The organism is Virgibacillus salexigens, assembly GCF_014905415.1.
Lineage (GTDB): Bacteria > Bacillota > Bacilli > Bacillales > Amphibacillaceae > Virgibacillus > Virgibacillus salexigens.
Genome location: NZ_BNEO01000002.1, coordinates 670746 through 697538, shown reverse-complemented (window position 1 = coordinate 697538; position 26793 = coordinate 670746). Strand labels below are relative to the sequence as shown.

The window sequence follows — 26793 nt, the reverse complement described above, 5'->3', positions numbered from 1 at the left end:
AATGACTCTGGGAGTTGATTCATTTGGGTCTAGAAGAAATGAAGCAAAAAAAGAAAACGAAAAAGCGAAACCGCTTAATTTTCAGGTCAATCATTCTTGTCGTTTTAGTAGGGGCAGTAGTTTTTGCTGTTGTTTCTAATTTGAAGGAGGATAAAATTGTCTATAAAGAAGGGGACGAAGCACCAGATTTTCAATTAAAACAAATTAATAGTAATAATGAAGCGGAGACCATTCGCTTAAGTGAGTTAGAAGGTAAAGGAGTTATGTTGAATTTTTGGGGGACGTGGTGTAAGCCGTGTGAGTCGGAAATGCCATATATGCAGAAACTTTATCCAGAATACAAGGAGAAAGGAGTAGAGATTGTAGCAGTTAGCTTGGATTCTACAGAATTAGTGGTAAACCGTTTTATAGAAAAATATGATCTTACTTTTCCAATACCTCATGATAAGGATAGCCAAGTGCAAGACTTGTATAAAGTTGGCCCCATCCCTAGCACAATATTTATAAATCCTGAAGGTGAAATTGTCGAAGTAATCAATGGTGCCTTAACCTTGGAGCGGTTAGAAGGATATCTTCAGGAAATACAGCCAAAGTAATGGACAATGGTTATGGAGAGGGATTTATATGAAAAGAATTAAATGTGAATGTGGTCATGTTAACCCAGAGGGTACAGTACTTTGTGAAGCATGCGGAAAACCGATTGAAGAAAATCAACATATCGATGGCAATGATAAGAAAAAATTACTTAATATGCGTTACGATGGAACAGCACGTCGATCTCAGACTTATAATAAGTCCATAGTGGACAAGATCTGGAGTTTTTTCTCCTCCGTAAAAGTGGGAGTATGGTTAATCGTTCTTGCATTAATCGCTTCTGCAATAGGCTCCATATTTCCGCAAGAACAATACATACCAGCAGATGCGGCTTCTCGCGATCCAGCTATCTTCTATGAGGAAAGATATGGAATATTTGGCTTAATCTTTTATCAATTAGGTTTTCATAATCTATATAGTTCTTGGTGGTATATGATTTTAATCGCACTGATAGGTGTATCATTAGTGATCTGTAGTTTAGATCGATTTGTACCATTATTCAAGGCGCTACGCAATCAAAAAGCCAAAAGGCATGAGACATTTTTAAATAGGCAACGATTGTTTAGTGAGACAGACGAGGTTACTAATGAAGATCTAGAAAGTGTTAAACAAGGTCTGAAGAATCAACGATATAAGTTGACGGAAGAAGATGGCCATATTCTTGCTGAAAAAGGTAGATTCTCCAGGTGGGGACCATATGTTAACCACATTGGTTTAATTATTATTTTATTAGCGGCTTTATTGCGAACAACTCCGCTTTTTTATATGGATGAGTATGTTTGGGTTCGTGAAGGTGAACAGGTGGTTTTACCAGGAACAGACCAAGCGTATTATATCGAAAATAAAGATTTTATTATAGAAAACCATAATCCAAACGATGAGCGGTTTGAAGAAGCAATCGCCGAAGAGGGTGGCGAAGTTCCTAGTAATTACCAGACTAATGTTGCTATCTACCAAGCTCAAGAACCAGAAGTAACAGGAGCAGAGCCAGAATTACAAAAGATTATTGATTCCAATATTCGAATGAATCAACCTGCGAAATTTGATGGTTATGCGGTTTATCAATCTGGATATCAATTAAATGAATTCTCCAGTATGTCATTTAAAATCCATGAAACCGATGACCCTGATGAGGATGCATTGGGTTCATTTACGGTAGATTTAACTTCCCCAGAATCAGAATATGAATTGGAGAATGGCTTTCGAGTAGAAGTAACGAATTATTATCCAGATTATTATTTAGATGATAATGGGGAACCTGCATCAGAAACTAACTATCCGCGAAACCCAGCATTTGTTATGATGGTACATCCACCTGATGGTAGTGAACCTGAGATCAGCTTTCTAGGTATTGGTAAAAATATAGATGCAACAGGTGAAAATGACTATAAAGTGGGCATAACAAATTTTGAAACACATGACGTGAGTGGTTTAAGTATAAGAAAGGACTATTCATTACCATACTTCCTAGTAGGTGCAATCATCTTTATGATTGGGGTAATTCAAGGAATGTACTGGCAGCATCGCAGGGTGTGGATTCGTCCGAAAGATAACGGGATTTTACTTGCTGCCCATACTAATAAGAATTGGCATGGCGTAACAAAGGATATTGAAAAATCAATCTCCGGCACAAATGTAAATATGGTAAAAGACCAGCAGGAATTGGATGAATAGCTTCACATGTTAGCTAATTAGGAGGGGTTTCATGAGTAGTAATAACTTAATTGAATTAAGCGGTACATTACTTTATACCGCTTTCTTTCTCTATTTAATTGCGACAGTATTTTTTTCTTTTACAATTGGCAACAAACGTAAGTCGGATGGAAAAGCAGGAAAGATTGGGATAACTTTAACGATTATCGGTTTCCTCTCTCAATTCGCTTATTTTATAACGAGGTGGATGGGGAGTGGTCATGCTCCAGTTAGTAATTTGTTTGAGTTTATGACCTTCTTCGGTATGGCAATTGTCCTAGGATTTATTATTATTTACTTTATTTACAAATTATCAGTTCTAGGTTTATTTGCGCTGCCTGTGGCATTAATCATTATTGCCTATGCAAGTATGTTTCCTACCGAGGTATCACCCCTCATACCGTCATTACAAAGTCATTGGTTATATATTCACGTAACTACAGTGTCGTTAGCACAAGGTATTTTAACCATTAGTTTTGTGGCGGGTTTAATTTATTTAATTAGACAAGTCGATCAAACCAAAACTACAAAACAAACGACTTGGCTGGAAATAACGATTTATTCGTTAATCCTGTTCGTCGGTTTTATTCTAGCTTCAACACTATTTAATGTGATGAATTATAACGCAACGTTCGAATACCCAACTACTGGTAATACTACCGTCGAAACGGAATATCATATGCCTGCTATTGCTGGGCCAACGGATGGTACGTTACTTACAGATGGGGTGATGGAGCCTTGGTTTGAAACACCTGGTTGGATGCATGGTGCAGATGCAGGAAGGAAGTTTAACACATTAATCTGGTCATTTATTTTTGGTACAGGTCTTTATCTATTATTAAGGCTTGTCTTTAGAAAACGGATTGGTGCGGCAATTCAACCGCTTGTGAAAAATGCCAAGCCTGATCTTTTAGATGAGATAGGGTATAGAGCAGTAGCTATCGGGTTTCCGGTATTTACGTTAGGTGGACTTATCTTTGCTGCGATCTGGGCTGAGGAAGCATGGGGGAGATTTTGGGGATGGGATCCAAAAGAAGTATGGGCTCTCATTACTTGGTTCTTCTATGCAGCGTACTTACATTTAAGATTATCAAGAGGATGGCATGGTGAAAAGTCAGCTTGGCTGGCAGTTGTTGGTTTCGCCATTATCATGTTTAATTTAATTGTTGTCAACCTTGTGCTAGCAGGTTTACACTCGTATGCTTAACCTATATTGAAGGCAAGGCATCATTGTTCGAAAGTGATGCCTTGTTTTTTCTTATACTTTTAACACCGGATAGTTTATACTCATAAGTGAATAGGTATGATTGGGGGTTCAAACATGGAAACAGAAGCAAAAGTATTAGTAGTAGATGATGAAGATAGAATACGAAGATTAATTCGAATGTATATGGAACGGGATAATTTTATTGTTGAAGAAGCAGAAAACGGTACAGCTGCACTGGATTTAGCGTTAAATAATGACTATGATGTGATCTTGTTAGACATCATGATGCCGGGAATGGATGGGGTTGAAGTATGCCAGGAGCTAAGGAAACAAAAAGATACACCTGTTATTATGTTAACTGCTAAAGGAGAGGAAGCAAACCGCGTACAAGGGTTTGAGATCGGAGCAGATGATTATATTGTGAAGCCCTTTAGTCCAAGAGAAGTTGTTTTACGGGTGAAAGCCCTTCTACGCAGAGTGACAAGCTCAACATTTAACGAAACTGACACAACAACCAAAAATATTATGGTTTTCCCACATATAACAATTGATAATGATGCACATCGAGTAACAGCGGATGGCGAAGAGGTAAGTTTAACCCCAAAAGAATATGAATTGTTATGTTTTCTTGCCAAATCGCCGGATAAAGTATTTAACCGAGAGCTCTTATTAAAAGAAGTATGGCAATATGAATTTTTTGGGGACTTGCGAACAGTTGATACACATGTAAAGCGTCTTCGCGAGAAATTAAATCAAGTTTCCCAAGAAGCTGCCAAGATGATTGTAACCGTATGGGGAGTCGGTTATAAATTCGAGGTGGATGATCAATAATGTTTTGGAGAAGTGTGGTGGGGAAACTAGCAATAACCATCTTATTGCTAGTTTCTTTTGTATTATTTATTTTAACAATATTATTGCTGCAGTTTTTTGAAGATTTTCATATACAAGAAGCAGAAGAAGATATGTTGCAAACTGCGACCAAGGTTTCTTTACTTGTTAATACGCATGATGATCGGCAAATTGTAAAAGAAATGACGGAACGAGTTAAAGATCCAGCAAGTAGGGTTGCCGTAGTATTTAATGATGGCGATCTATGGGTATCTGACGATGGAAAGGATAATCGTTTACCCGAATTAAAATCTAGTTGGATTGAGAATGAGGCGGGATTATCCGATGTATTAACAAATAACCAAGAAATACGGAAACAGATGCTTCTCCCTAGAAATCAGATGGAAGCAATGATTGTTGGTATTCCAATTGAAAATGAGGATGGAGCTATCTATGTTTATCAATCATTAGACGTTATTGATCAAACAAAAGCAGAAACAACGAAAATTATCTTTTTAGCAGCAGGAATTGCGATTGTTTTAACAACTATATTTGCATTTTTCTTATCGACACGAATTACTTCTCCCCTTATAAAGATGCGAGAAGCTGCATTTGATCTTGCAAAGGGAGAATTCAATACAAAAGTCCCAATATTAACGCATGACGAAATTGGAGAATTAGCTTTAGCGTTTAACCGAATGGGTAGGCAGCTTAAGTTTCATTTAAATGCGTTACGACAAGAAAAAGAGCAATTATCAAGTATTGTAAGCTCGATGGCTGATGGAGTAATTACGTTAAATCGAAGGGGAGACATGATTGTTACCAATAGTCCAGCAGATCGATTTATCGAAGACTGGTATTATGAGAATAATTTACAAAATGATACCGAAGAAAGGACACTTCCGTCAGAATTACTAGAAGTATTGCAAGTAGTGATTAATGGAGAAAAGGAAGCCATTCATGAAATCAGCTTGCAAGGTAGAAATTGGGTCATGCTGATGACCCCATTATATGATCAAAATTATGTGCGTGGTGCGGTAGCAGTTATTCGCGATATGACAGAAGAAAGGCGAATGGACAAATTACGAGAGGACTTTATTGCAAATGTTTCTCATGAATTACGTACACCGATTTCAATGCTACAAGGCTATAGCGAAGCCATTGTTGATGATATTGCAGAGTCAAAAGAAGATAAAAATGAATTAGCACAAATCATTCATGATGAATCATTACGGATGGGAAGGCTTGTCAATGAGTTATTAGACCTTGCTCGAATGGAAGCAGGTCACATCCATTTAAGTATGGAATCGGTAGATGTAGAAAAATATGTAGAAAGAATTATGAAGAAATTCAATGGTTTAGCATACGATAACCAAATTTCTCTTTCCTTAGACAAACAAATTATCCAATCCTATGCAATTTTTGACCCAGACCGAATCGAACAAGTATTTACAAACCTTATTGATAATGCCATTCGTCATACAAGTAAACATGGGTTTGTCCGGGTAAAAGTAATAAATGATCAACGTGCATTTCAGGTTGAGATTGAAGATAGTGGTAGTGGAATTCCAGAAGAGGATCTTCCATTTGTATTTGAACGTTTTTACAAAGCAGATAAGTCAAGGGTAAAGGATAAGAAGAAAAAAGGTACTGGGTTAGGGTTAGCGATTGCCAAAAATATTGTTGATTCCCATCATGGTTCAATTAATGTGAATAGTAAAGTAAACAAGGGAACTGCTTTTACTTTCCGTATTCCGAAAAATATGGAATCCTGATCCAGGTTATGGTATGGTTACGATGATTAGGAATAGAAAGGATGATCCGGATGAAAACATGGCTAAAACGGTTTGTTCCTATACTGGTTATTCTAGTCTTCATAACAGGTTGTGGAACAGAGGAACAAGGTGCTCCTGCAGAACCGAATCAAACGTCGGAGAACCAGCAAACCCAAACCGAGCAAAATGAAGAAAAAGTCTTGATAACAATCTCAAAAGATAATGGTGAGGAATACTTACATGAAAAAGAAATCCCTATTGAAGAGGGCGCCATTCTCATGGATGTAATGGAAGAGAATTTCTATATTGAAACAGAACAAGATGGTACATTTATAACCTCAATTGAACGTTTATCAGCGAAAGAAGGCGAACAAAAAGGGTGGGTTTATACTGTAAATGGGGACATGCCTACCGTTGGAGCTGCAGAATATAAATTAAAACCAGATGATAAGGTTGTATTTGATTTCCAGGCTTGGGAATAATTTGAGTGAACACATATAAAATAACGTTATTAGCAGTGTTAGCAGCTTTGGCAATTGTTGGTCGGTACTTCTTTGTCTTTATACCGAATGTACAGCCAGTGACTTCAATTATCATTATATCTGGTTTGACACTAGGGCCAATAGCAGGTGTATTATTAGCTTTAATTATATCCTTTGTCTCGAATATACTTTTAGGCATGGGAATATGGACAATATGGCAAACTGTATCTTGGGGAATCATTGGAATAATAAGTGGATGGATCGGTAAATTTTTTCCCCGGCTGCCATTTCTTTATATCCTGTTATTATCATTCTTGAGTGGTTATTTTTATGGATTTATTATTTCTTTAACTACCTATCAAATCAGTGGTGCATTTTGGCCGTATTATATTGCTGGAATCCCTTTTGATACTAATCATGCAATCGGCAATGTTTTATTTATGAGTTTCTTTTTTCCAATCATAAACTATTTAATTAAAAAATATAGGATGACGTGGATTGATGTAAAATAAGATGATGGACAGCTTGTGAGACTACCTTGTTTCACAAGCTGATTTTATTTGAATAGAGAATTAAAATTACTACAGGTCACTATTTGAATAAGTATTGCACTACTGATTTAGTCAATTTATAGTATGAAGTATAATTCACTATGTAACTTTTTTATGGAATCATCGACTATTTAGGTGAACGGAGGACCTTTATGAAGATCGTTTTTGATCAGTTATATGATAACTACCATCATGATCTTTATCAATTCATATTTTATATGGTGAAGGATAAATCTACAACGGAGGATTTGGTTCAAGAAGTTTACATTAAAGTTTTAAAATCACATAAAAGCTTTAAGGGAGAAAGCAGTATTAAAACCTGGCTGTTTTCCATTGCTCGTCATGTAACGATCGATTATTTTCGAAAACAAACCAGACGAAAAAAACGAATCTTATCCTTCTTTGACTGGTCAGTGAAAGAAGAGCTTGTGGAAGATCATGCTTTTTTACCAGAAGAATTAGCTATTCAGAATGAAGAAATACAAGCTATTTACCAGTGTCTTGATCATTGCACGTTCGACCAAAAAAGCGTCATTATATTGCGATACATACAATCATTTTCCATTAAAGAAACGGCAGAAATATTAAATTTTACCGAGAGTAAAGTGAAAACCACACAACATAGAGGGTTAAAAGAGTTAAGGAAACAATTAGAATTTCGTAGCAAGGGAGGGATCGTGGATGAATAAAGACGAAAAGAAGCAAAACTTGAAAAATAGGCTTAAGCACCTTCCTGAAGTTACGGATCATCGATCAAAAAAAGAGGTTTATCAAAAATTCTTATTACAAATGGAAAAGAATGAGAAAAACAAACGTAATAAACGATTATTACCGGTGACAGCTCTTATAACAGCTGCTATTATTTTAATTCTTATTGTTCCTGATTTGTTTAATTCTTTTCAAACGAGTGAAGATAATACAAGTGAATGGACCGCCAATCAAGAAGACAGATCAAGTGTTGAGACTGATGCTTCCAGAGATGTTAACCGCATAGAAACGAAAGAGGAACATATGGCAGTTGATCCTGCAAAAGAAAATGATTCATATGTTCTCCATGAACTACCATCTAATCATCGTGTTCTTTATGCTTCCATCGCAGATGAACAAATACAACATACGATTCCCTTTGCTTTTGTTGTTTCAACAAACAGGGAACTGGAGACTGCTTACAATCATTTGGATCAATATATAGATAGACTTAAGATAAATCAAAACCAATATTTGTTTCATGGCATTACTTATCAAATAGATGAAGATGCAAAGCGTGTCACTTTGCAATTACCTGATCATTTTGCTTTAGGGGAAGGGTCTGCGGTGCCAAGGATGTTTGAACGAATGGTCGGCAACATGTTTCGACCTTATGGCATCGATATGGCTTATTTCAGTAAAGGAAATAAGGATCAAGTGGACCTAGGAGCTTTAGGGAACGTGAACTCACTTTCGATAGAGGATACAGTGAAGTATAGTTATAAGTTATATGAGAGAAACAACCAACGTCATTTAATTGAAATATCGAACAATGAATCTGAATCGATAGATGCTGCCATTCAAAAGTTGCAAACGAGGGGTAAAAATAAGTATATTAAACAAACGATACCAAAAGAACTTCAATATCAAGTGTCAACTGCTAATGACCTACTGCAATTTACACTTACAAATAATGTAGAGCTTACCAATAGGAACGGGATATTACTGATTGAATCTATATTAATGACTGCCAAAAGTTATGAATACAACAGAGTAAAGTTTAACAACTTTTCCAGCGAACAGATAGGAGAATATGACTTAACCAAGCCTGTCCCTGTTCCTAAAGCCGTGAACCCGGTAGAAGTTAACTAATGCGAATAAAAAAGTGTTTTAGACTTGATTCTGCTAAAACACTTTTTCTATGGATATGGATATTGTAGAATATAAATATATATATCACGCTTGATTATTACAAGAGGCAGCCTTAAACGGATGCTCCGAAATTTTTACTGAATCTGTAGGACATCCTTGGTAGGCTTCTATCATATCGTCTATATATTCGTTTTTAACTGCCGTAATTCCTTGATTATTATCGGTTTTTACGAATGCGATACACTCATCGTCATAATCGTATATATCAGGAGCTGCAGTTCCGCACGCACCACAAGCAATACATGTTTCTTTGTCTATTCTTGTATAATACGCCATATTCCTATTTCTCCTTATCGGTAAAGTCTTTATATCTTCTTTTAGTGTAAAGCTGAAATGGAATTCTTTCAATAAAAACAGCCCGATACGAAGAAGATGGTCATGAATATCAAGGAGAGTCGATTTTATGATACTAAAAGGAATCATTTTATATTGTGTTTCGCAAATTGAAACGGAACGATCCGTTTCGGCTGTTTATTATATTATAACAGGGAAACGATCGATTCAAACGGTACAGGATATGCACATTTATCAATTAAAGAATTTTTTTGGAATTGATACTAATATAGATAAGTCTGATTATGATCAACTTATTCAAGCATGTGAAGCGGAGCAATTACTTATAAAGGTAGATGATGAAAAGCAACTGTATCGAATATCGAGGCAAGGAGAACGCTGGTTAGTTAAAGAAAATGATCAACTCTATTTAAACCTATTTAAAGGGGCGCAATATGGAGCTAATTCCCATACTTATTTTGATCGATTACGATTGTTAATACAAACACTTACAAATAGTAAAATGGGCTACTTTCAATTTATTCCAGTAATTGAAAATAAAGATGTTGAGAATTGGGTAAAACGCAATTACAGTGCAATAAAGCCAGTTACCAATCAATTCTTATCTAAGCTTTATGAAGAATTACTTCAGGTATTACATCGATTTCCAGTAGAAGTAGCAGAAATGTTTGTGGATCGCTTGACGGGATATAAATCTTATGGAAAAAGTATAAATCAATTAGCTAAACAACATAACCGATCTACCAAAACGGTTCATTTAATCATCACTGGTTTTCTACACTTTCTTATAGATATAGTTATGAAAGAAGAGCCTTTTCCGATATTAAGGTTTATTGCAAAAGATTTAACTTCTTCCGTTTATTTAACCAATACGGCTCAAATAACACATCAATTCTTACATAATGGCAATACAATACAGGAAATAGCGAATGAAAGAAATTTAAAAGTCAATACAATCTATGACCATATTGTTGAAATAGCACTTTACGATTCAGACTTTTCCATAGAAAACTATGTCTCTAAAGCTGATCAACAAGAAATTATCGAAGCTTTCTATCAGACAAACTCATATAGGCTAAAAACGATTAAAGACTTCGTTGATAACCGTATATCGTATTTTCAAATTCGCTTAGTATTGGCAGTCTTACAAAATGAGGTAGAATCCAATGGATCAATTAGCTGAACAATATACTTTATTACAAAACCAATTAGATAAGTTTTTCGGCTATCCTTCTTTTCGATTAGGTCAGAAAGAAATTATTCAAGACATAATGGAAGGGAAGAATGTTTTAGGAATCTTGCCAACTGGATCAGGGAAGTCGATCTGTTATCAATTGCCAGCTCGATTATTAGAAGGTTTAACTATTGTAGTTTCACCGCTTATTTCGCTAATGATTGACCAGGTTAAACAATTAAAAGCGATGAATTTTAAGCAAGCGGTAGCGATCAATAGTTTTATGGACTATAGGGAGCGTAACGATGTGCTCCGTAACCTAAGTCATTATAAGCTGGTCTATGTTTCTCCAGAATTATTACAGCATGATCAGATACAACAAAAGCTCGGTGAGGTAAAAGTTAGCTTGTTTGTGATTGATGAGGCCCATTGTATATCACAATGGGGCCATGAATTCAGACCAGATTATTTAAAGTTACACGAAATTATTCATGTGTGTAATTATCCAGCTGTATTAGCATTAAGTGCTACAGCTACTCCAAAAGTTCAAGAAGATATTATTCAAGCTTTAGGTAATCAAAAAATGGTAAAGCATGTATATGACATGGATCGGGATAATATTGCGTTTTGTATTAAGGAAGTGAACGATGATCAGGAAAAGAATGCGAAAATCATCGCTTTGTGTAAAAAATACCGCGTCCCAAGTTTAATTTATTTTTCAAGTAGACAGGCTGCTGAAAAAGTATCGCAGATCTTAATTCAAAATTTAGGTTATCGCATTGCTGTTTATCATGGTGGCATGGACCAACATGATCGAATAACTATTCAGCAACAGTTTATGAATAATCAATTGGATATTGTTTGTTGTACCAGCGCCTTCGGTATGGGGATTAATAAGCAAAATATACGTCTCATCATTCATTATCACTTAACTACTCAGGTCGAATCCTATATTCAAGAAATTGGAAGAGCCGGCAGAGACGGTGAGGCAAGTGTTAGTTTTTTACTATATTCCAAAAAAGATATCCATTTACCGAAGAATATTATTAAGAAGGATCTGCCAACTAAACATGATGTAATGGTTATATTTGAACATTTATATAATCTGTACATGGCAGATCAGCCGTTGCCAGTCAAGGGAGAAGCGATGAATCGATTTCATATAAATGAAGTACAGTGGCGTTTTATTTGTTATCAACTTGAACACCACGGGATAATAAAAGATAACACGATTTTTTTCAAAAATAATGTTTGGCTTCGTGCCAGGCAACAAATTAATGAATATTGTCAACATAGAATTACCATGAAACAAGCAAAACTAAATAAATTTTTAACTTGGGTACATCAGAAAGATTGTCTTAGAAAGTATCTTTATCATGAATTTCAATCAGGTTATAAAACGCCTAAATATCAATGCTGTACTAATTGTGGTTTCAGTTGGGATCATTGGAGTCCAGTACAAATAGTTCCAATGGAAGAAATGACAGAAACATGGCAAGACAAGTTAAAAGGAAAACTACTAGTTGGAGTTAAAGATGAAACAGAGTGAACAAATAAAACATATGGAAGATCATGAAATAAGAACACAACTCATTATTTCGCAATTCGTGTTAATTTTTATTAGTCTGGCAGGCAGCTTTATTTTATTTGATTCTTTCTTTCGTGATTGGCTGCGATTATTTGCGTGGGATAATCAAGATATCCTTTATTATGGTGTCTTACCAGGTCTTATCATAGTTGGTGTTGATCTATTACTGATTCGGTTTTTACCGCCTTCCTACTATGATGATGGTGGAATTAATGATCGACTTTTTCGTAATCAGTCAGTTACGTTCATTATTCTTATATCCTTAATGGTAGCTTTTGCAGAGGAGATTTTATTTCGTGGTGTACTTCAGACGTCATTCGGGTATCTCATAGCTAGTTTTATTTTTGCGCTTGTTCATTTAAGATACCTGAGAAAACCCGTATTGCTCATTGGAGTATTGTTAATAAGTTTTTATATTGGATATTTATTTCACTTAACGGAAAATTTAGTTGTAACGATTGTCGCTCACTTTATTGTAGATTGTTTACTTGGATTAGTTATTCGTCTGAAAAGCGAGGTTGGTAAAAATGAGTCAACAGGCTAAAAAATTAGAAGATCAAGCAGAAGAACTCAGAAGTTTATTAAATGAAGTTGAAAAGAATACAGATAAAGAAAATGCCTCCGATGAAAAAAAAGCAAACGAAGGACATCGGTCGCGAGAGGTAGATATCCTTAATTTACCCCCACGTAAGGAAATTCATAGTAATAAAAAAGCACCCACACATATTAAAATAAGTGTGCCATTTAAACGATTCCTTTTGATTCTTACAGTTTTGTTAATTCTTATGTTAGGTGCATATCTTTGGTTTGGTGAAGATTTAATACAAATGATTAATAATGCTCTACCATTAGAGGAACTTATATAAAAAGGTAAAGTAGATAAAGGGGTAAGTGTAGGTTGATAATTTTATGCAGCGCATTGTTGATTCTGATTATAATAGGTTCCATGATTTATTTAGCATATTTGGATACTACGCATTATCATTCCATACAGCATAATTGTTTACCAGAAGAATTTCATATGTTTCGCATCTTTTTCATCTCAGATATTCATCGACGTAGAATAAATAAGAAGACGATTGATAAAATAAAGAAGCATGTGGATATTATAGTGATTGGTGGAGATTTAACAGAAAAATATGTTCCACTAAGCAGAACAAGAAAGAATTTGCATTTACTTAAACAACTATGTCCTACGATTTATTTTATCTGGGGTAATAATGATTATGAAGTAAATACGAATGATTTAATCGAATTGCTGTTGGCTGAGAACATTACGATACTAAAAAATACAAATGAAGAATTAATGAACCATCAAAAAAAAATCACTTTACTTGCACTAGATTGTATGAAATACGGAGAACCTAATTTCGAGATGGCAAACAAAGGTATTACTGGGGATTTTAGAATATTACTGACACATGATCCAATGGGTTTTTATACATTATGTGATACACAAAAAGCAGCCATTCAGCTTGTATTATCAGGCCACACACATGGGGGGCAAATTCGATTCCTTGGATTCGGGCCATACGAGTCAGGAAGCTTTAAAAATGTGCAAAATACATCTATATTAGTAAGTGAAGGGTATGGTTTTACAACTTTGCCTTTTCGTTTAGGTACCAGATCTCAGTGTCATGTCATTACTTTAGAGAAAAAGACATAAAAGTAAGGTTGCCAAGTTCAAGAATAACATCCTGAGCATATAGTGTAGTAAGTGATGTTTAATATGAAGTGTAATATTACTGCAAAAATGATGCTTTGCTTCAGTTGTATATTCTAATGCGACTCAAAAGGAGGATACTATATGCGTATTGAAAGAGTGTCTAATAATCAATTTACGATATTTTTAACCTTTGACGACTTAATGGAACGAGGGTTTAATAAAGATGATTTATGGTATGATGCGTCAAGTGTCCGCAGCCTGTTTAGTGATATGATGTATGAAGCGAGTACAGAATTGGGATTTGAACTTGAAGGAGCATTACTCGTACAAGTTCATCTAATGCAAGCACAAGGAATGCACGTTGTTGTTACACAAAAAATAGAAGAATTTGACCCAGAAGATGATTTTATTGAAATGAAAGTCACGCTTGATGAAAGTAAAGAATTGTTGTTTTCATTTACAGATTTTGAGAATATTATTCAAGTTGCCTCTTACCTAACAGCACTATCAATAGATGGTGGTGAAGTATACCATATGGATGATACCTATTATATGTTACTAAATGATGATGATTTAAAAGGACAAAGCAGAGAGGATATTATCGCAGTAATGTCTGAATATGCATATCCAAGTATAATCACTTCTTATCGTTTAAAGGAATACGGTAAAGTGATCTATGCTAATCAAGCAGTGGAGCAGATTCATCACATGTTCCATTAAATTATAGTGTAAGTCTAGATGGTTTTTAAGGAAAATGTTACGATAGGTCTGGTGTTAAAATAAAGTTTTTTTAAACTGAAGACACCGATTACATGAGGTGATTTTCTTCAGCATAGTAAATATACATTTTTGTCTCATGAAGTTATAAAAAATGTAGTTATTTTATTGCATATTTACAGTGAAGGTGTATACTAATCTCTGAGTAAAGCTATTAATAAATATTTTAGAGATATTCTAGGAGGTAAATTCATGGTAGCCGATAACGCAGCAGACTCTACCAAAGAAACGAACAAAAAAATGGATGTATTGAGCTCAACACGAACTGTTGTAAAAACTGCATTGGAGAAATTGGGTTACCCTGATGAAGTTTTTGAATTATTAAAAGACCCGATAAGAATGATGACAGTAAGGATCCCAGTTCGAATGGATGATGGTTCTATAAAGGTTTTTACTGGATATCGTGCGCAGCATAATGATGCTGTAGGACCTACAAAGGGTGGCGTAAGGTTTCATCCGGATGTTACGGAAACGGAAGTAAAAGCACTCTCTATATGGATGAGCTTAAAAGCTGGTATTGTTGATTTACCTTATGGTGGTGGAAAAGGTGGAATCATTTGTGATCCTAGAGAAATGTCATTTCGCGAGTTAGAAGGATTGAGTAGAGGATATGTACGAGCAATTAGTCAAATTGTAGGTCCAACCAAAGATATTCCTGCACCAGATGTATTCACTAACTCACAAATTATGGCATGGATGATGGATGAGTACAGTCGTATTGATGAATTTAATAATCCAGGATTTATTACAGGTAAACCAATTGTGCTTGGGGGTTCACATGGTAGGGAATCTGCAACTGCAAAAGGGGTTACAATTTGTATAAACGAAGCTGCCAAGAAAAAAGGTATTGATGTAAAAGGGGCAAGAATCGTTGTTCAAGGCTTTGGTAATGCTGGTAGTTTCTTGGCTAAATTTTTGCATGACGCTGGTGCAAAAGTTGTAGGTATTTCTGATGCGTATGGTGCTCTCCATGATCCAGAAGGCCTTGATATCGACTACTTATTAGATCGACGAGATAGCTTTGGTACCGTTACAAAGCTATTTAACAACACTCTTTCCAATCAAGAACTATTAGAGTTAGATTGTGATATATTAGTGCCGGCAGCAGTTGAAAATCAGATCACGGAGAAAAATGCTGATAAGATAAAAGCAAGCATCGTTGTAGAAGCGGCTAATGGTCCAACAACAATGGAAGCTACTCGAATTCTGAGCGAGCGAGGAGTTTTATTAGTACCCGATGTTCTAGCTTCTGCTGGTGGAGTAACCGTTTCCTACTTTGAATGGGTACAAAATAATCAAGGCTACTACTGGACGGAAGAAGAAATTGATACAAAGCTTCATGAAATTATGATAAAATCGTTTAATTCCATTTACAACACCGCTGAGAACAGACGGGTAGATATGCGATTAGCTGCTTATATGATTGGAGTTAGAAAGATGGCTGAAGCTTCGAGATTCCGTGGTTGGGTATAATTAGAAATGTACGAAGCGCGAATTATGACGAAAAAACTCTTATCCTGTGTAGTAAGATAAGAGTTTTTTTGGTTATGGCGACTAAAAAGCAGCGAGTTTTTAGATAAGGAAGTGTGATGAAGCATGCAAGCAGAAAAAATAATCGTGGTTGGTGCAGGACCTTGTGGAATGTCTTGCGCAATCGAACTTCAAAAAAATGGATATAACCCTTTGCTTATTGAAAAAGAAAATATTGTTAATGCCATTTATAATTTTCCAACACACCAAACATTTTTTAGCTCTAGCGAAAAATTGGAGATTGGGGATGTAGCATTTATTACGGAAAAACATAAACCAGTTCGTAATCAGGCACTTGCTTACTATCGTTCGGTGGCAGAACGAAAACAGTTACGTATTCATACTTTTGAAGAAGTCACAGGTGTTCAGAAAGATGAAAAACAATTTTATGTTACTACAAATAAACAAACCTATACGGCTGCACAGGTGATTATTGCTACAGGATATTATGGTCAACCTAATATGATGAATATCCCCGGCGAAACATTGGAAAAAGTGATGCATTATTTTAAAGAAGGGCATCCTTATTTCCGAAAAGATGTTGTCGTTATTGGCGGCAAGAATTCAGCGGTAGATGCTGCACTTGAGCTTCACAAAGCAGGAGCAAACGTTACAGTAATTTATCGTGGGAGTGAATATTCGAAAAGCATCAAACCGTGGATTCTTCCTGAATTTGATTCTCTTGTTCGTAAAGAAAAGATTAAAATGCTGTTTGATGCGACCGTTTGCGAAATAACAGATAGTAAGGTAATTTATCAGCAAAACAATCAGAAACAATCACTTCATAACGACTATGTGTTTGCCATGACAGGATATCACCCTGACTTATCCTTACTATCTTTTATGGGCGTTAAAATTGATGAAGCATCAGGCCAGCCATATTTTAATGAGGTAACTTATGAAACAAATGTTCCTGGTATATATATTGCGGGCGTTGTAGCTGCAGGATACAATAATAATAAAATATTTATTGAAAATGGAAGGTTTCATGGGGAAGCCATTGCGAATTCGATAAGAAAAAAAGGATGGTAGTGTTTGCTATCATCCTTTTTTTTTATCGTCCTGTTTCTTCTAGACTTTCTCTATCACATTGACGAATTCTGTCAAAACAAATATGCTATTGTTGTATATGTTTCTGCATAGAATGGAACAAAAAATTTTAGTTAAAAAGTAGGTATTTCTAATGGAGAAAAAAAAAGTCGTTTTGATTGCTACTGGAGGCACCATCGCAAGTAGAAAAAGAGCTGACAGTGGCCTTTTAGAATCAGGTGTCATCAGTGGAGAAGAAATTGTGGAATTATGTGACATACCAGGTTACATTGATGTTGAAGTGGAATCATTATTCCAAAAGGCTAGTATGCATATTCTCTTTGAAGATCTATTGGAGTTAAAGAATCGAATTGATTATCAATTAGCTAAAGATGATGTATCAGGAGTAGTGGTCACTCAGGGAACAGATACATTGGAAGAATCTTCATATTTCATTAATTTGATTACAAATCATAAAAAACCAATTGTATTTACTGGATCACAACGCTCACCTGGTGAAGTTGGCACAGATGCTTTTATTAATATAAAGCATGCTATTTTAACTTCTTGTAGTGAAGACTTGAATGATGTTGGAGTAGTGGTAGTATTTAATGAGCGAATCTTTCATTCAAGATATGTAAAGAAAGAACATGCCTCAAATATTCAAGGATTTAATTCGTTTGGCTTTGGATATCTAGGTATTATTGACAATGAAACCGTACATATGTTTCAAAAACCTTTAGAGAATGAATTCTATCCTATATCTATTTCAACTGCATTGCCTACGATCGATATCATTAAATGTTATATGGGAGCAAACGATAGATTTCTTAAAGCATCGAGGGAAGCCGGTGTTGATGGAATTATTTTAGAGGGAGTAGGAAGAGGTCAGGTTACACCGAATATGATGGCCGAAATAGCGCATTGCATTCAAAAAGGAATATACGTTGTGATTACAACCTCTGCTGTTGAAGGTGAAGTATATACAACCTATGATTATGAAGGCAGTACATTTGACTTAAAAAAAGCTGGGGTTATTTTAGGTAGAGATTATGACAGTAAAAAAGCAAGAATTAGACTAATGGTTGGAATAGCCAGTAAGCACATGAATATGGAGCGTCTGTTTAATCCAGACAGATAATAGCACGTAAGTTAATTAAAATCTGCTTGATTTGCTATTTTCAGAAGGTAGTACTTAATGGTACGATAATGGTATTGGATGTGAAAGAGGTTAAAGGCCATGTTTGCTATTTTCTCTGCTGGTATAGCACCAGCTTTAGCTTTAATGTCATTTTTCTATTTAAAGGATCGCTTTTCAGAGCCATTACCATTAATAATTAGGACATTCGTTCTTGGAATGTTGCTTGTTTTTCCTATTATGTTTATCCAATATGTGATACAGTCTGAAGAAATCATTACGAATAATTTCTTGGAATCTTTTTTAATTGTAGGTTTCTTAGAAGAGTTCTTTAAGTGGTTTATTTTCATGTATACCATATATCATCATTCAGAATTTGATGCTCATTACGATGGAATTGTTTACGCGGTAGCAATTAGCTTAGGATTTGCTACACTTGAAAATATATTGTATCTATTTACAAATGGAATTAGTTATGCATTCACGCGAGCTTTATTTCCAGTATCTTCTCATGCTCTATTCGGAGTAATAATGGGCTATTATTTTGGTAAAGCAAAAATGAACCCTGATAACCGGAGAAAGAATGTTTGTTATGCGTTTTTCTTCCCTTATGTTTTACACGGAATCTATAATTATATACTCATACAGGTATCAAGTTATTGGGCTATTATACTCATACCGTTTATGATTGGGTTATGGATTATCGGGCTGCGTAGAGTTAAAATAGCCAATGAATCAACGTACCATTTGATTATGGCTAAGACAAAAAAAGAAGGATAAAAAACCCTTGTACTGTTGTACAGGGGTTTTTTATTACGTAAAAGCTTTTAAGATAATATGATTTTCCAATTATAGCTAAATCCTTCTATATCTATTTATGAATAAAAACAAGATTTAATCAAAAAATAGGTATCATAATACATGTATGGCAGGAGGAAAACGTATGACCAATAAAAAACTACCGGTTTCACTTTTAATTATGAGTTTTTTATTTATTGGGTTTCATATTGCTCAACCACCAAAAACGGTTCATGCATTTAGTTCCCAAGTAATACAACAAGGTGCTGTCGGTGATGATGTAATTGAGCTTCAAGCGAGACTCCAATATATAGGATTTTATAATGGGAAAATAGATGGTGTATTTGGATGGGGCACCTATTGGGCTTTACGTAATTTTCAATATGAATTTGGTTTGGAAATCGATGGTCTAGCTGGTGCAACTACAAAGCAAAAGTTAACACAAGCCACTGAATATAACGAACAATATGTTAAAAATCAAATTAATCAAGGCAAAGATTTTACTCATTATGGTGGTACAGAGGGTACAGGTGGTACGAACCAATCTGGTGGTAATAATACTGGAAATACGGAGAGCAATACCGCAGTTAATGTCCCTCAAGGTTACTCACAAAATGATATCCAATTAATGGCAAATGCTGTTTACGGTGAAGCTCGTGGGGAACCGTATGTAGGGCAAGTAGCAGTAGCTGCAGTTATTCTTAATCGTGTAGAAAGTTCAACATTTCCAAATACGGTATCCGGAGTTATCTTTGAGCCTCGTGCATTTACAGCTGTTGCCGATGGGCAAATCTGGTTAACACCAAATGAAACTGCAAAAGAAGCAGTATTAGATGCGATAAATGGTTGGGATCCTTCGGGAAATGCACAGTATTATTTCAACCCCGATACTGCAACTTCTGCTTGGATTTGGTCTAGACCGCAAATTAAAAAGATTGGGAAACACATATTTTGTAAATAGAAAGGTGTGAAAATAATGATTCGCTGGATACTTATAGCTGTTTTATCTATTGGAATTGCAGGTACAGCATTTTGGGGTTATCAGGAACATCAAGAAAAAAACGCAGTACTAATCCAAGCGGAAAATACGTATCAACGTGCTTTCCATGAGCTTACGTATCATGTTGATTTATTAAATGACAAAATTGGGTCTGCTTTAGCTATGAATTCGGAACAACGCTTATCTCCACAATTGGTTGAGATTTGGCGTATTACTTCAGAAGCGTTATCAGATGTAAGTCAATTACCCTTAGGTCTATTACCATTTAATAAAACCGAGGAATTTCTTTCTGAAATTGGTGATTTCACCTATCGAACTGCGGTGAGAAATTTAGAATCTGAGCCGTTATCTGATGAAGAAACCAAATCGTTAGAGAATTTGTACAAACAATCCGGTGATATCAAAGACGAATTAAGACAAGTTCAGCATGTTGCGCTAGATAATAATCTACGTTGGATGGATGTACAACTAGCAATGGCAAATGAAGATGAACAATTAGATAATACAATCATTGATGGATTAAAAACGATCGAAAAAACGGTAGAAGGTTTCTCTGAAGGGAATGGCGATTCTTCTATATCGAATACAACAGTAAAAGAGCATGAGTATAAGTACCTAAATGGGGAAAAAATTAGTGAAGATGAAGCCCTGGCAAAAGCGCAGAAGTTATTCAATGTCAAGAATAGAGACAAGCTGAATATTAGCACAAGTGGTAAAGGTGCAGACGTACCTTTATATAGTATTTCTTACCGTAACGATAAGAAAAGTGCCTATATGGATCTTTCACAAAAAGGAGGGCACCCAATTACGTTATTGGTAGACCGTCCGGTGGGAAAGAAACAAATTAGTTTAAATGCTGGTATGGAAAAAGCAAAAAAATATTTGGAGCAATTCAATTTTGAAAATATGACGGTATTTCAAAGTAATCAGTTTGATAATATTGGCGCATATTCGTTCTTGTATTCGAAAGATGGGGTACGATACTACTCAGATGCAATGGAAGTAAAAGTTGCATTAGATAATGGCGACGTATTAGGGTTAACGGCAAATGATTACTTTATGAACCATAGCGAAAGAGAGGCACCAGAGCCAGAAATAAGTGAAGAAGAGGCAAAAAAAATGGTGAATCCTAATGTTGAGATTCAAGAACAGTTTCTTGCTGTTATTGACAATGACTTAGGTGAAGAAGTCCTTACCTATGAGTTCCTTGGAACATTGGGGAATGAAACATATCGCATATTTATAAATGCAAAAGATGGTAGAGAAGAACGTGTTGAAAAATTAAGCGGTTCGGAAATTAATTATGCAAGTGCAACATAACAGGAGAGAGTCACTTCTTTATATTGCTCGATAAAGTCACCCATGTGTGGCTTTATCGAGACAAGTGCTTTAAGTGGATAATAACGATAATAATTTAATGCTGAAAAAGGAAGACATACATCTGTCTTCCTTTTTTCGAATTTTTCTGTAATAATAGGTATATTGAATTACTTTTAGTTGATATTAAAAACCATATAGGGGGAGACAAATAGATGAAAATAGGGACATTACTTAATATAGAGCTTCGGAAATCCGGTGAATTTTATACAGAAAAGTTCCGCAGTAGAGTTATCGAACAAAATGAAACATTTTTATTTATCGATTATCCCATAGATATAAAGACACATAAAACTTCTTTCTTCCCTAAAGGGACATCGTTTTTAATAACCTACGTAGATGAGAACGAAAACATATATAGCTTTCTTTCAAAACTGGTTGCGAAAGTGAAATTAAATGTTCCTGCACTAGCAATTGAATTCCCATCTGATTTACAGCGTATACAGCGCAGGGAATTTGTTCGAGTGGATACTGCTATTGACGTGGCTGTTCATCCTCTGGATGATCGTCTTCAGCCCTTTACTACGGTTACACGGAATATAAGTGGAGGCGGTATCTCTGTGATTATTCCGAAAGACGTGGATTTAAAAGAGAATAACGTAGAAATCTTTTTATCATTACCTTTAAAGAATCATGGGTTTGCCTATCTGAAAGCAATTGCTGAGGTTGTTATTCTTGAAGAAAAGAAACATAAAAACCCTACTGCTGCTATGAAATTTCTAAACATTGCTAAGCAAGATCAGCAAATGATTATTCGTTATTGCTTTGAAAAGCAGAGGGAAGCACGTAAAAAGGAATTATCATAAAATAAAGTCAACGGGCGTTTTGTTGGAATAGACCATTTTTTATAGAATATGTTATATTTATTATAGGTTTATTTTATCAAAACTTGGCTATGCCAAGTTTTTTCAATGGCCAAACTGAACTTTACGTATTGAGAGGAATGGAAATTATTCATGAAAAACTATACTGTAACAATTGCAATTGATGGGCCAGCGGCTGCAGGGAAAAGTACTGTTGCCAAGATAGTAGCAGAGAAACTCTCGTGTGTTTATATAGATACTGGAGCCATGTATCGTGCCCTAACATTAAAAGCAATCAATAATTCCATTAATGTAAATGATGAAAATGCGTTAGTAGAGTTATTATCTAATACGATAATCGAGTTACAACAAAGCGATAAAGGGCAGCTTGTTTTATTGGATAATCAAGATGTAACGGCTGCTATTCGTTCCATCGAAGTTACCAACAATGTTTCTTTTGTTGCCCAACATCCAGCTATCCGAAAAGAGATGGTAAAACGCCAACAGAACTTGGCAAACAAACGAGATGTAGTGATGGATGGTAGAGACATTGGTACCCATGTATTACCAAATGCAGAAGTAAAGATATTTTTAATTGCTTCGGTCGATGAAAGAGCGAAACGAAGGTATGAGGAAAACATAAATAATGGTATTTCATCTGATTTAAATGAATTAAAACGGGAAATAGAACAAAGAGATAAAATTGATTCTAAGCGAGAAGCATCCCCTCTAGTAAAAGCGAGTGATGCGATAGAAATTGATACAACTTCGTTATCGATTCAGGAAGTAGCTCAACGAATATTTAATGAAGCAGCAAAAATCAAAAAGAATAAAACGGAACGCTAAAGGGGATAGCTAATGAATCTTTATAAAATCGCTAAATCTGTGGTTGCATTGATTTTCTATCCTTTATATCGTATAAAAGTAATTGGAAAAGAAAATGTACCGAATAAGGGACCAGTTATTATTTGTTCTAATCATATTTCAAATTTGGATCCTCCTGTGGTTGGGATTACCTCTCCCAGAGATATCTCTTTTATGGCAAAAGATGAATTATTTGAAAAACCATTTATTGGATGGTTATTATCCAATATTCAAGCTTTTCCAGTTAAGCGAGGCATGAGTGACCGTAATGCTTTAAGAAAAGGCTTAGCTACGTTAAAAGATGGGCATACCCTCGGTCTATTTCCAGAAGGGACGAGAAGTAAAACAGGAGAGTTAGGAGAACCCCTTTCTGGAGCTGGTTTTTTTGCACTAAGATCAGATGCGGTTATCGTACCTTGCGCAATCATAGGAACATACCAACCGCTTAAACAATTGAAAGTAGTATACGGTCAACCGATTCCTATGGAAGAATTAAGAACATCAAAAGCAACTACTAAAGAAACAGCAGATGTTATTATGAGCGAAATTAAAAAATTAATTGATTTCAATAAATGAAACTACTTTACTTGACAAATATTTATAATTATTAGAAGTTATAAAAAAGGAATATTTTTTATTATTATTCTGTTAGTATTAGGGTTAATGAAAGAATCTTAAGTAACAATAGAGAGAAAGTTATTTGGGGTTTCGAATTGTATTTAGGAGGGCTATCGATATGAGTGAAGCAAAAAAAGAACTAACCAATGTGAATGTAGGCGATACACTAACTGGAACCGTGGTTAAAGTAGACGATAAACAGGTTCTTGTAGATATTGGTTATAAAACAGAAGGTATTCTACCAATAGGAGAAATTTCTAACCTTCATATTGAAACAGCAGGTGATGCTGTAAGTGAAGGGGAGACATTAACGGTAAAAATTAAGAAAATAGATGAAGATGATGTTATTCTGTCTAAAAAAGCAGTTGATGCAGATGCAGCTTGGGAAGCACTTCAAGAAAAATACGATAAAGGAGAAGTGTTTGAAACAGAAGTAAAGGAAATAGTTAATGGTGGGTTAGTAGTTGATGTTGGCTTGAGGGGGTTTATTCCAGCATCATTAGTAGAAACTTACTACGTAGAAGACTTTACTGATTACAAAGGAAAAACACTTTCGGTTAAAATTGTAGATTTAGTTCGTGAACAAAATCGAGTTATTCTTTCTCACCGTGCTGTGGAAGAAGAAGAGCTAGTAGAAAAGAAAAAGACATTATTACAATCTCTTGAAGCAGGACAAGTAATTGAAGGAAAAGTACAGCGGATAACTGACTTCGGTGTATTTGTGGATATTGGAGGTGTAGATGGGCTTGTTCATATTTCTCAATTAGCACATGAACATGTTGATCATGCTTCTGAAATTGTCAAAGAAGGTGACCAAATAAAAGTGGAAGTGCTATCCGTTGATCAAGACAACGAACGTATATCCCTTTCTAGGAAAAATGTGATTCCGGGCCCTTGGTCCGGCATTGAAGAACGAATCACAAGCGGTGACGTAGTTGAAGGTACAGTAAAACGCCTTGTGAACTTTGGCGCCTTTGTAGAAATAGAACCTGGAGTAGAAGGTCTTGTTCATATTTCTCAAATTGCTACTAGACATATCGGAACACCACAAGAAATTCTAGAAGTTGGTCAATCAGTTAAAGTAAAAGTACTGGATGTAGATGAAAATGACGAGCGCATTTCATTAAGCATTCGGGAATTAGAACAGGAACAAGAAACGAAAGAATATAAACAGTATGAAAAAGATGAAGAACAATCTGGATTCCAATTAGGAGACTTTATTGGAGATAAACTAAATAAATATAAATAAAGATACGAAAGCATCCCATAGATACGATGGGATGCTTTTTTGTATAAGAAGTTTATGAACCAGCTATAATGCTAATGGGTGGTAGTGATGAGCAGTGGATTATTATTCTATTGGTTCAGTTGGATGCTTTGGATTATAATCGTATTTATGATGAAAAAAAATCAAATGAGAAGTTATCTCTCCTTCGCTATATTAATTATTATCATTTCGGCTAATGTTATCCTCTCTTTTCAGATCTATACCGTTTCACTATCCTATTTGGGTTTAGTTATTACGGCTGTTTTATGGATGATACAGTTGCAGCATTTAGCTTACCTTTTATTTGCTTCATTCACCCTTTCTATTGGCTATGCAGGAATCCTCCTATGGGAAAAAAATGCGCCTGTATGGATAATTATGCCTCGCGTAATTCTTATTTCTTTTGCAATCATCCTCTTAATCGTATTATGTACGAAATACACGAAAGAACGATTTGCTATTTGTTTGACGGGACTGACATTCGGTGAGCTAATGTACAGCCTTACGATGTCAAGTTATGGATTTCCAGAAATAATTGGAGATTTACAATTCTTTGATATTCTACTTTTTGTTATAGTAATAATCTTAATTCTAGACATACTACAAAGAGGGAGGAACAAATGGATATATTATAAAAAAAGCATGCATTGAGGTGACAGCATGAATGAATATACGTTACCAATTTTATTTGGAGTTATTATCGGGACAGTCGTCCGTATTTTAATGTTACGAACAGATTATAGACAATACCCTACATATTTACATGGTAAAGTAATACATGTTTCTTTAGGTTTTATCGCTGCATCTCTAGGTTCTGTAGCTATTCCTGCAATTATGGAATTAGAATTTACCGCTGTAACTTTTTTAACTGTTGCCGCAACACAATTTAGAGAAGTTCGAAATATGGAACGTAATACGTTAACAGAAGTAGATGGTTTTGAATTAGTGCCTCGAGGAAAAACATATATAGAAGGTATTGCCATTTCCTTTGAAAGTAGGAACTATTTAGTTATATTTACTTCCTTTATTGGTACACTCGTATTTATCGTTTTCAATATTTATTTAGCAATACTTGCAACAGTTGTATGTTTCATGATTTCTAAAGTTTTAATGAGTGGGAAAACAATGAAAGATATAGTTGAAATTGATCATCATGATCTTCATTTTGAAGGTGCAGGATTATATGTAGATAATATATACATCATGAATATTGGGTTACCTGAACGACAAGAAGAAATATTAAAATATGGTATGGGGTTTGTTCTAACGCCTAAAAATATGAATGTAATTACAACAATTGCTAATCTTGGTCAACGTCAAGCAGTTCTACATGATGTATCCGTTACACTAGGAGTATTTAGAGATTCTGGTACACCAGCCCTAACTCCGTTAATTAAACGCGACCTAGATGATGGCCGAATTGGAATTTTTATCTTACCACAGATTCGAGAGGTAACAAAAGCAAAAAAGGTGATTGGCGCAGTTCCTGTTTTAGAAAATGCCATCCGTATGCCTTCAGAATCAGGGTTTACAAATAAAAGGGGGCAGTACTAAATGAAAATTGAAAAGGCAATACTTGCAGTCATAACCACCAATAAGGCAAACATCGATGGCGGTGCTCCCATTTTTATTTGCGAAAATAGACAACAAGCAGAGGAAATCTCCGCAAACCTTGAAGCAATTACGGATGGTATAGCACATGAGCTTAGTGATGAATTATTTATCATTGTGAAACATTAACTCGTCTTGCAAATTTAATTGTGAATATGAACTAGTTTTGCTATTATAGAGGTTGTTCAAATAATCGGTAATTGTTTGTTTGAACCACTGAATAAGCTGTTT

At 35.2% G+C, this 26793-nt stretch carries 29 protein-coding genes; 28 read left to right on the top strand and 1 reads right to left on the bottom strand.

The features are described from left to right. Nucleotides 1-38: 38 nt before the first annotated feature. From resA to JKP73_RS11170, 9 genes are all read left to right on the top strand, one after another. Nucleotides 39-596 (top strand): thiol-disulfide oxidoreductase ResA, encoded by a 558-nt coding sequence (gene resA / locus JKP73_RS11210; protein ID WP_038245145.1) that lies wholly within the window; start codon nt 39-41, stop codon nt 594-596. Between the two features lie 28 nt (nt 597-624). Then, complete coding sequence (resB, locus tag JKP73_RS11205) at nt 625-2268, top strand: cytochrome c biogenesis protein ResB (RefSeq protein ID WP_200411233.1); 1644 nt, start codon at nt 625-627, stop codon at nt 2266-2268. A 31-nt stretch (nt 2269-2299) separates the two neighbouring features. Continuing rightward, nucleotides 2300-3493: a c-type cytochrome biogenesis protein CcsB gene (gene ccsB, locus JKP73_RS11200; RefSeq protein ID WP_021291225.1), complete on the top strand. Its 1194-nt coding sequence runs from the start codon at nt 2300-2302 to the stop codon at nt 3491-3493. A 114-nt stretch (nt 3494-3607) separates the two neighbouring features. Beyond that, nucleotides 3608-4324, top strand: coding sequence for a response regulator transcription factor (locus tag JKP73_RS11195; protein ID WP_021291226.1), 717 nt, complete (start codon nt 3608-3610; stop codon nt 4322-4324). After that, a complete protein-coding gene (locus JKP73_RS11190; RefSeq protein WP_200411232.1) occupies nt 4324-6096 on the top strand; it encodes an ATP-binding protein in 1773 nt (590 codons plus the stop codon). Before JKP73_RS11195 ends, JKP73_RS11190 begins: the two co-directional genes overlap by 1 nt. A gap of 50 nt (nt 6097-6146) precedes the next feature. After that, entirely contained in the window at nt 6147-6578 is a 432-nt protein-coding gene (locus JKP73_RS11185; protein ID WP_021291228.1) for a DUF4430 domain-containing protein, read from the top strand. Between the two features lie 5 nt (nt 6579-6583). Beyond that, nucleotides 6584-7090 (top strand): ECF transporter S component, encoded by a 507-nt coding sequence (locus JKP73_RS11180; protein ID WP_021291229.1) that lies wholly within the window; start codon nt 6584-6586, stop codon nt 7088-7090. Between the two features lie 191 nt (nt 7091-7281). Continuing rightward, a complete protein-coding gene (sigX, locus tag JKP73_RS11175) occupies nt 7282-7818 on the top strand; it encodes an RNA polymerase sigma factor SigX (protein ID WP_021291230.1) in 537 nt (178 codons plus the stop codon). Continuing rightward, complete coding sequence (locus tag JKP73_RS11170; RefSeq protein ID WP_200411231.1) at nt 7811-8968, top strand: RsiX family anti-sigma factor; 1158 nt, start codon at nt 7811-7813, stop codon at nt 8966-8968. Before sigX ends, JKP73_RS11170 begins: the two co-directional genes overlap by 8 nt. 84 nt (nt 8969-9052) lie before the next feature. On the opposite strand, the gene JKP73_RS11165 is transcribed toward JKP73_RS11170, so the two are convergent. Further along, on the bottom strand, nt 9053-9304 hold the full coding sequence (locus JKP73_RS11165) for a ferredoxin (RefSeq protein WP_021291232.1): 252 nt from the start codon (nt 9302-9304) through the stop codon (nt 9053-9055). 127 nt (nt 9305-9431) lie between these two features. Between JKP73_RS11165 and JKP73_RS11160 the strand changes: the two genes are divergently transcribed. The 19 genes from JKP73_RS11160 (at nt 9432) to JKP73_RS11070 (ending at nt 26691) form a co-directional block, all read left to right on the top strand. Further along, complete coding sequence (locus tag JKP73_RS11160; protein WP_200411230.1) at nt 9432-10505, top strand: YpbB family protein; 1074 nt, start codon at nt 9432-9434, stop codon at nt 10503-10505. Then, a complete protein-coding gene (locus tag JKP73_RS11155; protein ID WP_200411229.1) occupies nt 10489-12045 on the top strand; it encodes a RecQ family ATP-dependent DNA helicase in 1557 nt (518 codons plus the stop codon). The genes JKP73_RS11160 and JKP73_RS11155 overlap by 17 nt, the downstream gene beginning before the upstream one ends. Continuing rightward, nucleotides 12032-12628 carry a CPBP family intramembrane glutamic endopeptidase gene (locus tag JKP73_RS11150; RefSeq protein ID WP_200411228.1) on the top strand — a complete coding sequence of 199 codons (597 nt, stop codon included), beginning with the start codon at nt 12032-12034 and terminating at the stop codon, nt 12626-12628. The genes JKP73_RS11155 and JKP73_RS11150 overlap by 14 nt, the downstream gene beginning before the upstream one ends. Further along, the gene (locus tag JKP73_RS11145) at nt 12612-12950 is read left to right on the top strand and encodes a hypothetical protein (RefSeq protein ID WP_021291236.1); all 339 of its coding nucleotides are present in this window, start codon (nt 12612-12614) and stop codon (nt 12948-12950) included. Before JKP73_RS11150 ends, JKP73_RS11145 begins: the two co-directional genes overlap by 17 nt. A gap of 32 nt (nt 12951-12982) precedes the next feature. Continuing rightward, nucleotides 12983-13750 (top strand): metallophosphoesterase, encoded by a 768-nt coding sequence (locus JKP73_RS11140; RefSeq protein ID WP_021291237.1) that lies wholly within the window; start codon nt 12983-12985, stop codon nt 13748-13750. A gap of 141 nt (nt 13751-13891) precedes the next feature. Next, nucleotides 13892-14470 carry a genetic competence negative regulator gene (locus JKP73_RS11135; RefSeq protein WP_021291238.1) on the top strand — a complete coding sequence of 193 codons (579 nt, stop codon included), beginning with the start codon at nt 13892-13894 and terminating at the stop codon, nt 14468-14470. 297 nt (nt 14471-14767) lie between these two features. After that, on the top strand, nt 14768-16000 hold the full coding sequence (locus JKP73_RS11130; protein WP_369759893.1) for a Glu/Leu/Phe/Val family dehydrogenase: 1233 nt from the start codon (nt 14768-14770) through the stop codon (nt 15998-16000). Nucleotides 16001-16123: 123 nt separating this feature from the next. Next, complete coding sequence (locus JKP73_RS11125; protein WP_200411227.1) at nt 16124-17089, top strand: YpdA family putative bacillithiol disulfide reductase; 966 nt, start codon at nt 16124-16126, stop codon at nt 17087-17089. A 151-nt stretch (nt 17090-17240) separates the two neighbouring features. Next, nucleotides 17241-18227, top strand: a complete 987-nt coding sequence (locus tag JKP73_RS11120; protein WP_021291241.1) for an asparaginase — start codon at nt 17241-17243, stop codon at nt 18225-18227. Between the two features lie 99 nt (nt 18228-18326). Continuing rightward, a complete protein-coding gene (gene prsW / locus JKP73_RS11115; RefSeq protein WP_021291242.1) occupies nt 18327-19004 on the top strand; it encodes a glutamic-type intramembrane protease PrsW in 678 nt (225 codons plus the stop codon). Nucleotides 19005-19167: 163 nt separating this feature from the next. Beyond that, nucleotides 19168-19983, top strand: a complete 816-nt coding sequence (gene sleB / locus JKP73_RS11110; protein WP_021291243.1) for a spore cortex-lytic enzyme — start codon at nt 19168-19170, stop codon at nt 19981-19983. A gap of 15 nt (nt 19984-19998) precedes the next feature. Then, the gene (ypeB, locus tag JKP73_RS11105; RefSeq protein ID WP_021291244.1) at nt 19999-21342 is read left to right on the top strand and encodes a germination protein YpeB; all 1344 of its coding nucleotides are present in this window, start codon (nt 19999-20001) and stop codon (nt 21340-21342) included. A gap of 212 nt (nt 21343-21554) precedes the next feature. After that, nucleotides 21555-22205, top strand: a complete 651-nt coding sequence (locus JKP73_RS11100; RefSeq protein WP_200411226.1) for a flagellar brake protein — start codon at nt 21555-21557, stop codon at nt 22203-22205. A gap of 150 nt (nt 22206-22355) precedes the next feature. Then, a complete protein-coding gene (cmk, locus tag JKP73_RS11095) occupies nt 22356-23048 on the top strand; it encodes a (d)CMP kinase (protein ID WP_038243907.1) in 693 nt (230 codons plus the stop codon). 12 nt (nt 23049-23060) lie between these two features. Continuing rightward, on the top strand, nt 23061-23642 hold the full coding sequence (locus JKP73_RS11090) for a lysophospholipid acyltransferase family protein (RefSeq protein ID WP_160807160.1): 582 nt from the start codon (nt 23061-23063) through the stop codon (nt 23640-23642). Nucleotides 23643-23802: 160 nt separating this feature from the next. Next, nucleotides 23803-24933, top strand: a complete 1131-nt coding sequence (gene rpsA / locus JKP73_RS11085; protein WP_021291248.1) for a 30S ribosomal protein S1 — start codon at nt 23803-23805, stop codon at nt 24931-24933. Between the two features lie 87 nt (nt 24934-25020). Beyond that, complete coding sequence (locus JKP73_RS11080) at nt 25021-25602, top strand: YphA family membrane protein (RefSeq protein WP_038243910.1); 582 nt, start codon at nt 25021-25023, stop codon at nt 25600-25602. Between the two features lie 9 nt (nt 25603-25611). After that, nucleotides 25612-26505, top strand: a complete 894-nt coding sequence (locus tag JKP73_RS11075; protein WP_200411225.1) for a YIEGIA family protein — start codon at nt 25612-25614, stop codon at nt 26503-26505. Next, nucleotides 26506-26691, top strand: a complete 186-nt coding sequence (locus tag JKP73_RS11070; RefSeq protein WP_021291251.1) for a capping complex subunit for YIEGIA — start codon at nt 26506-26508, stop codon at nt 26689-26691. It abuts the gene before it with no gap. Nucleotides 26692-26793: the final 102 nt, after the last annotated feature.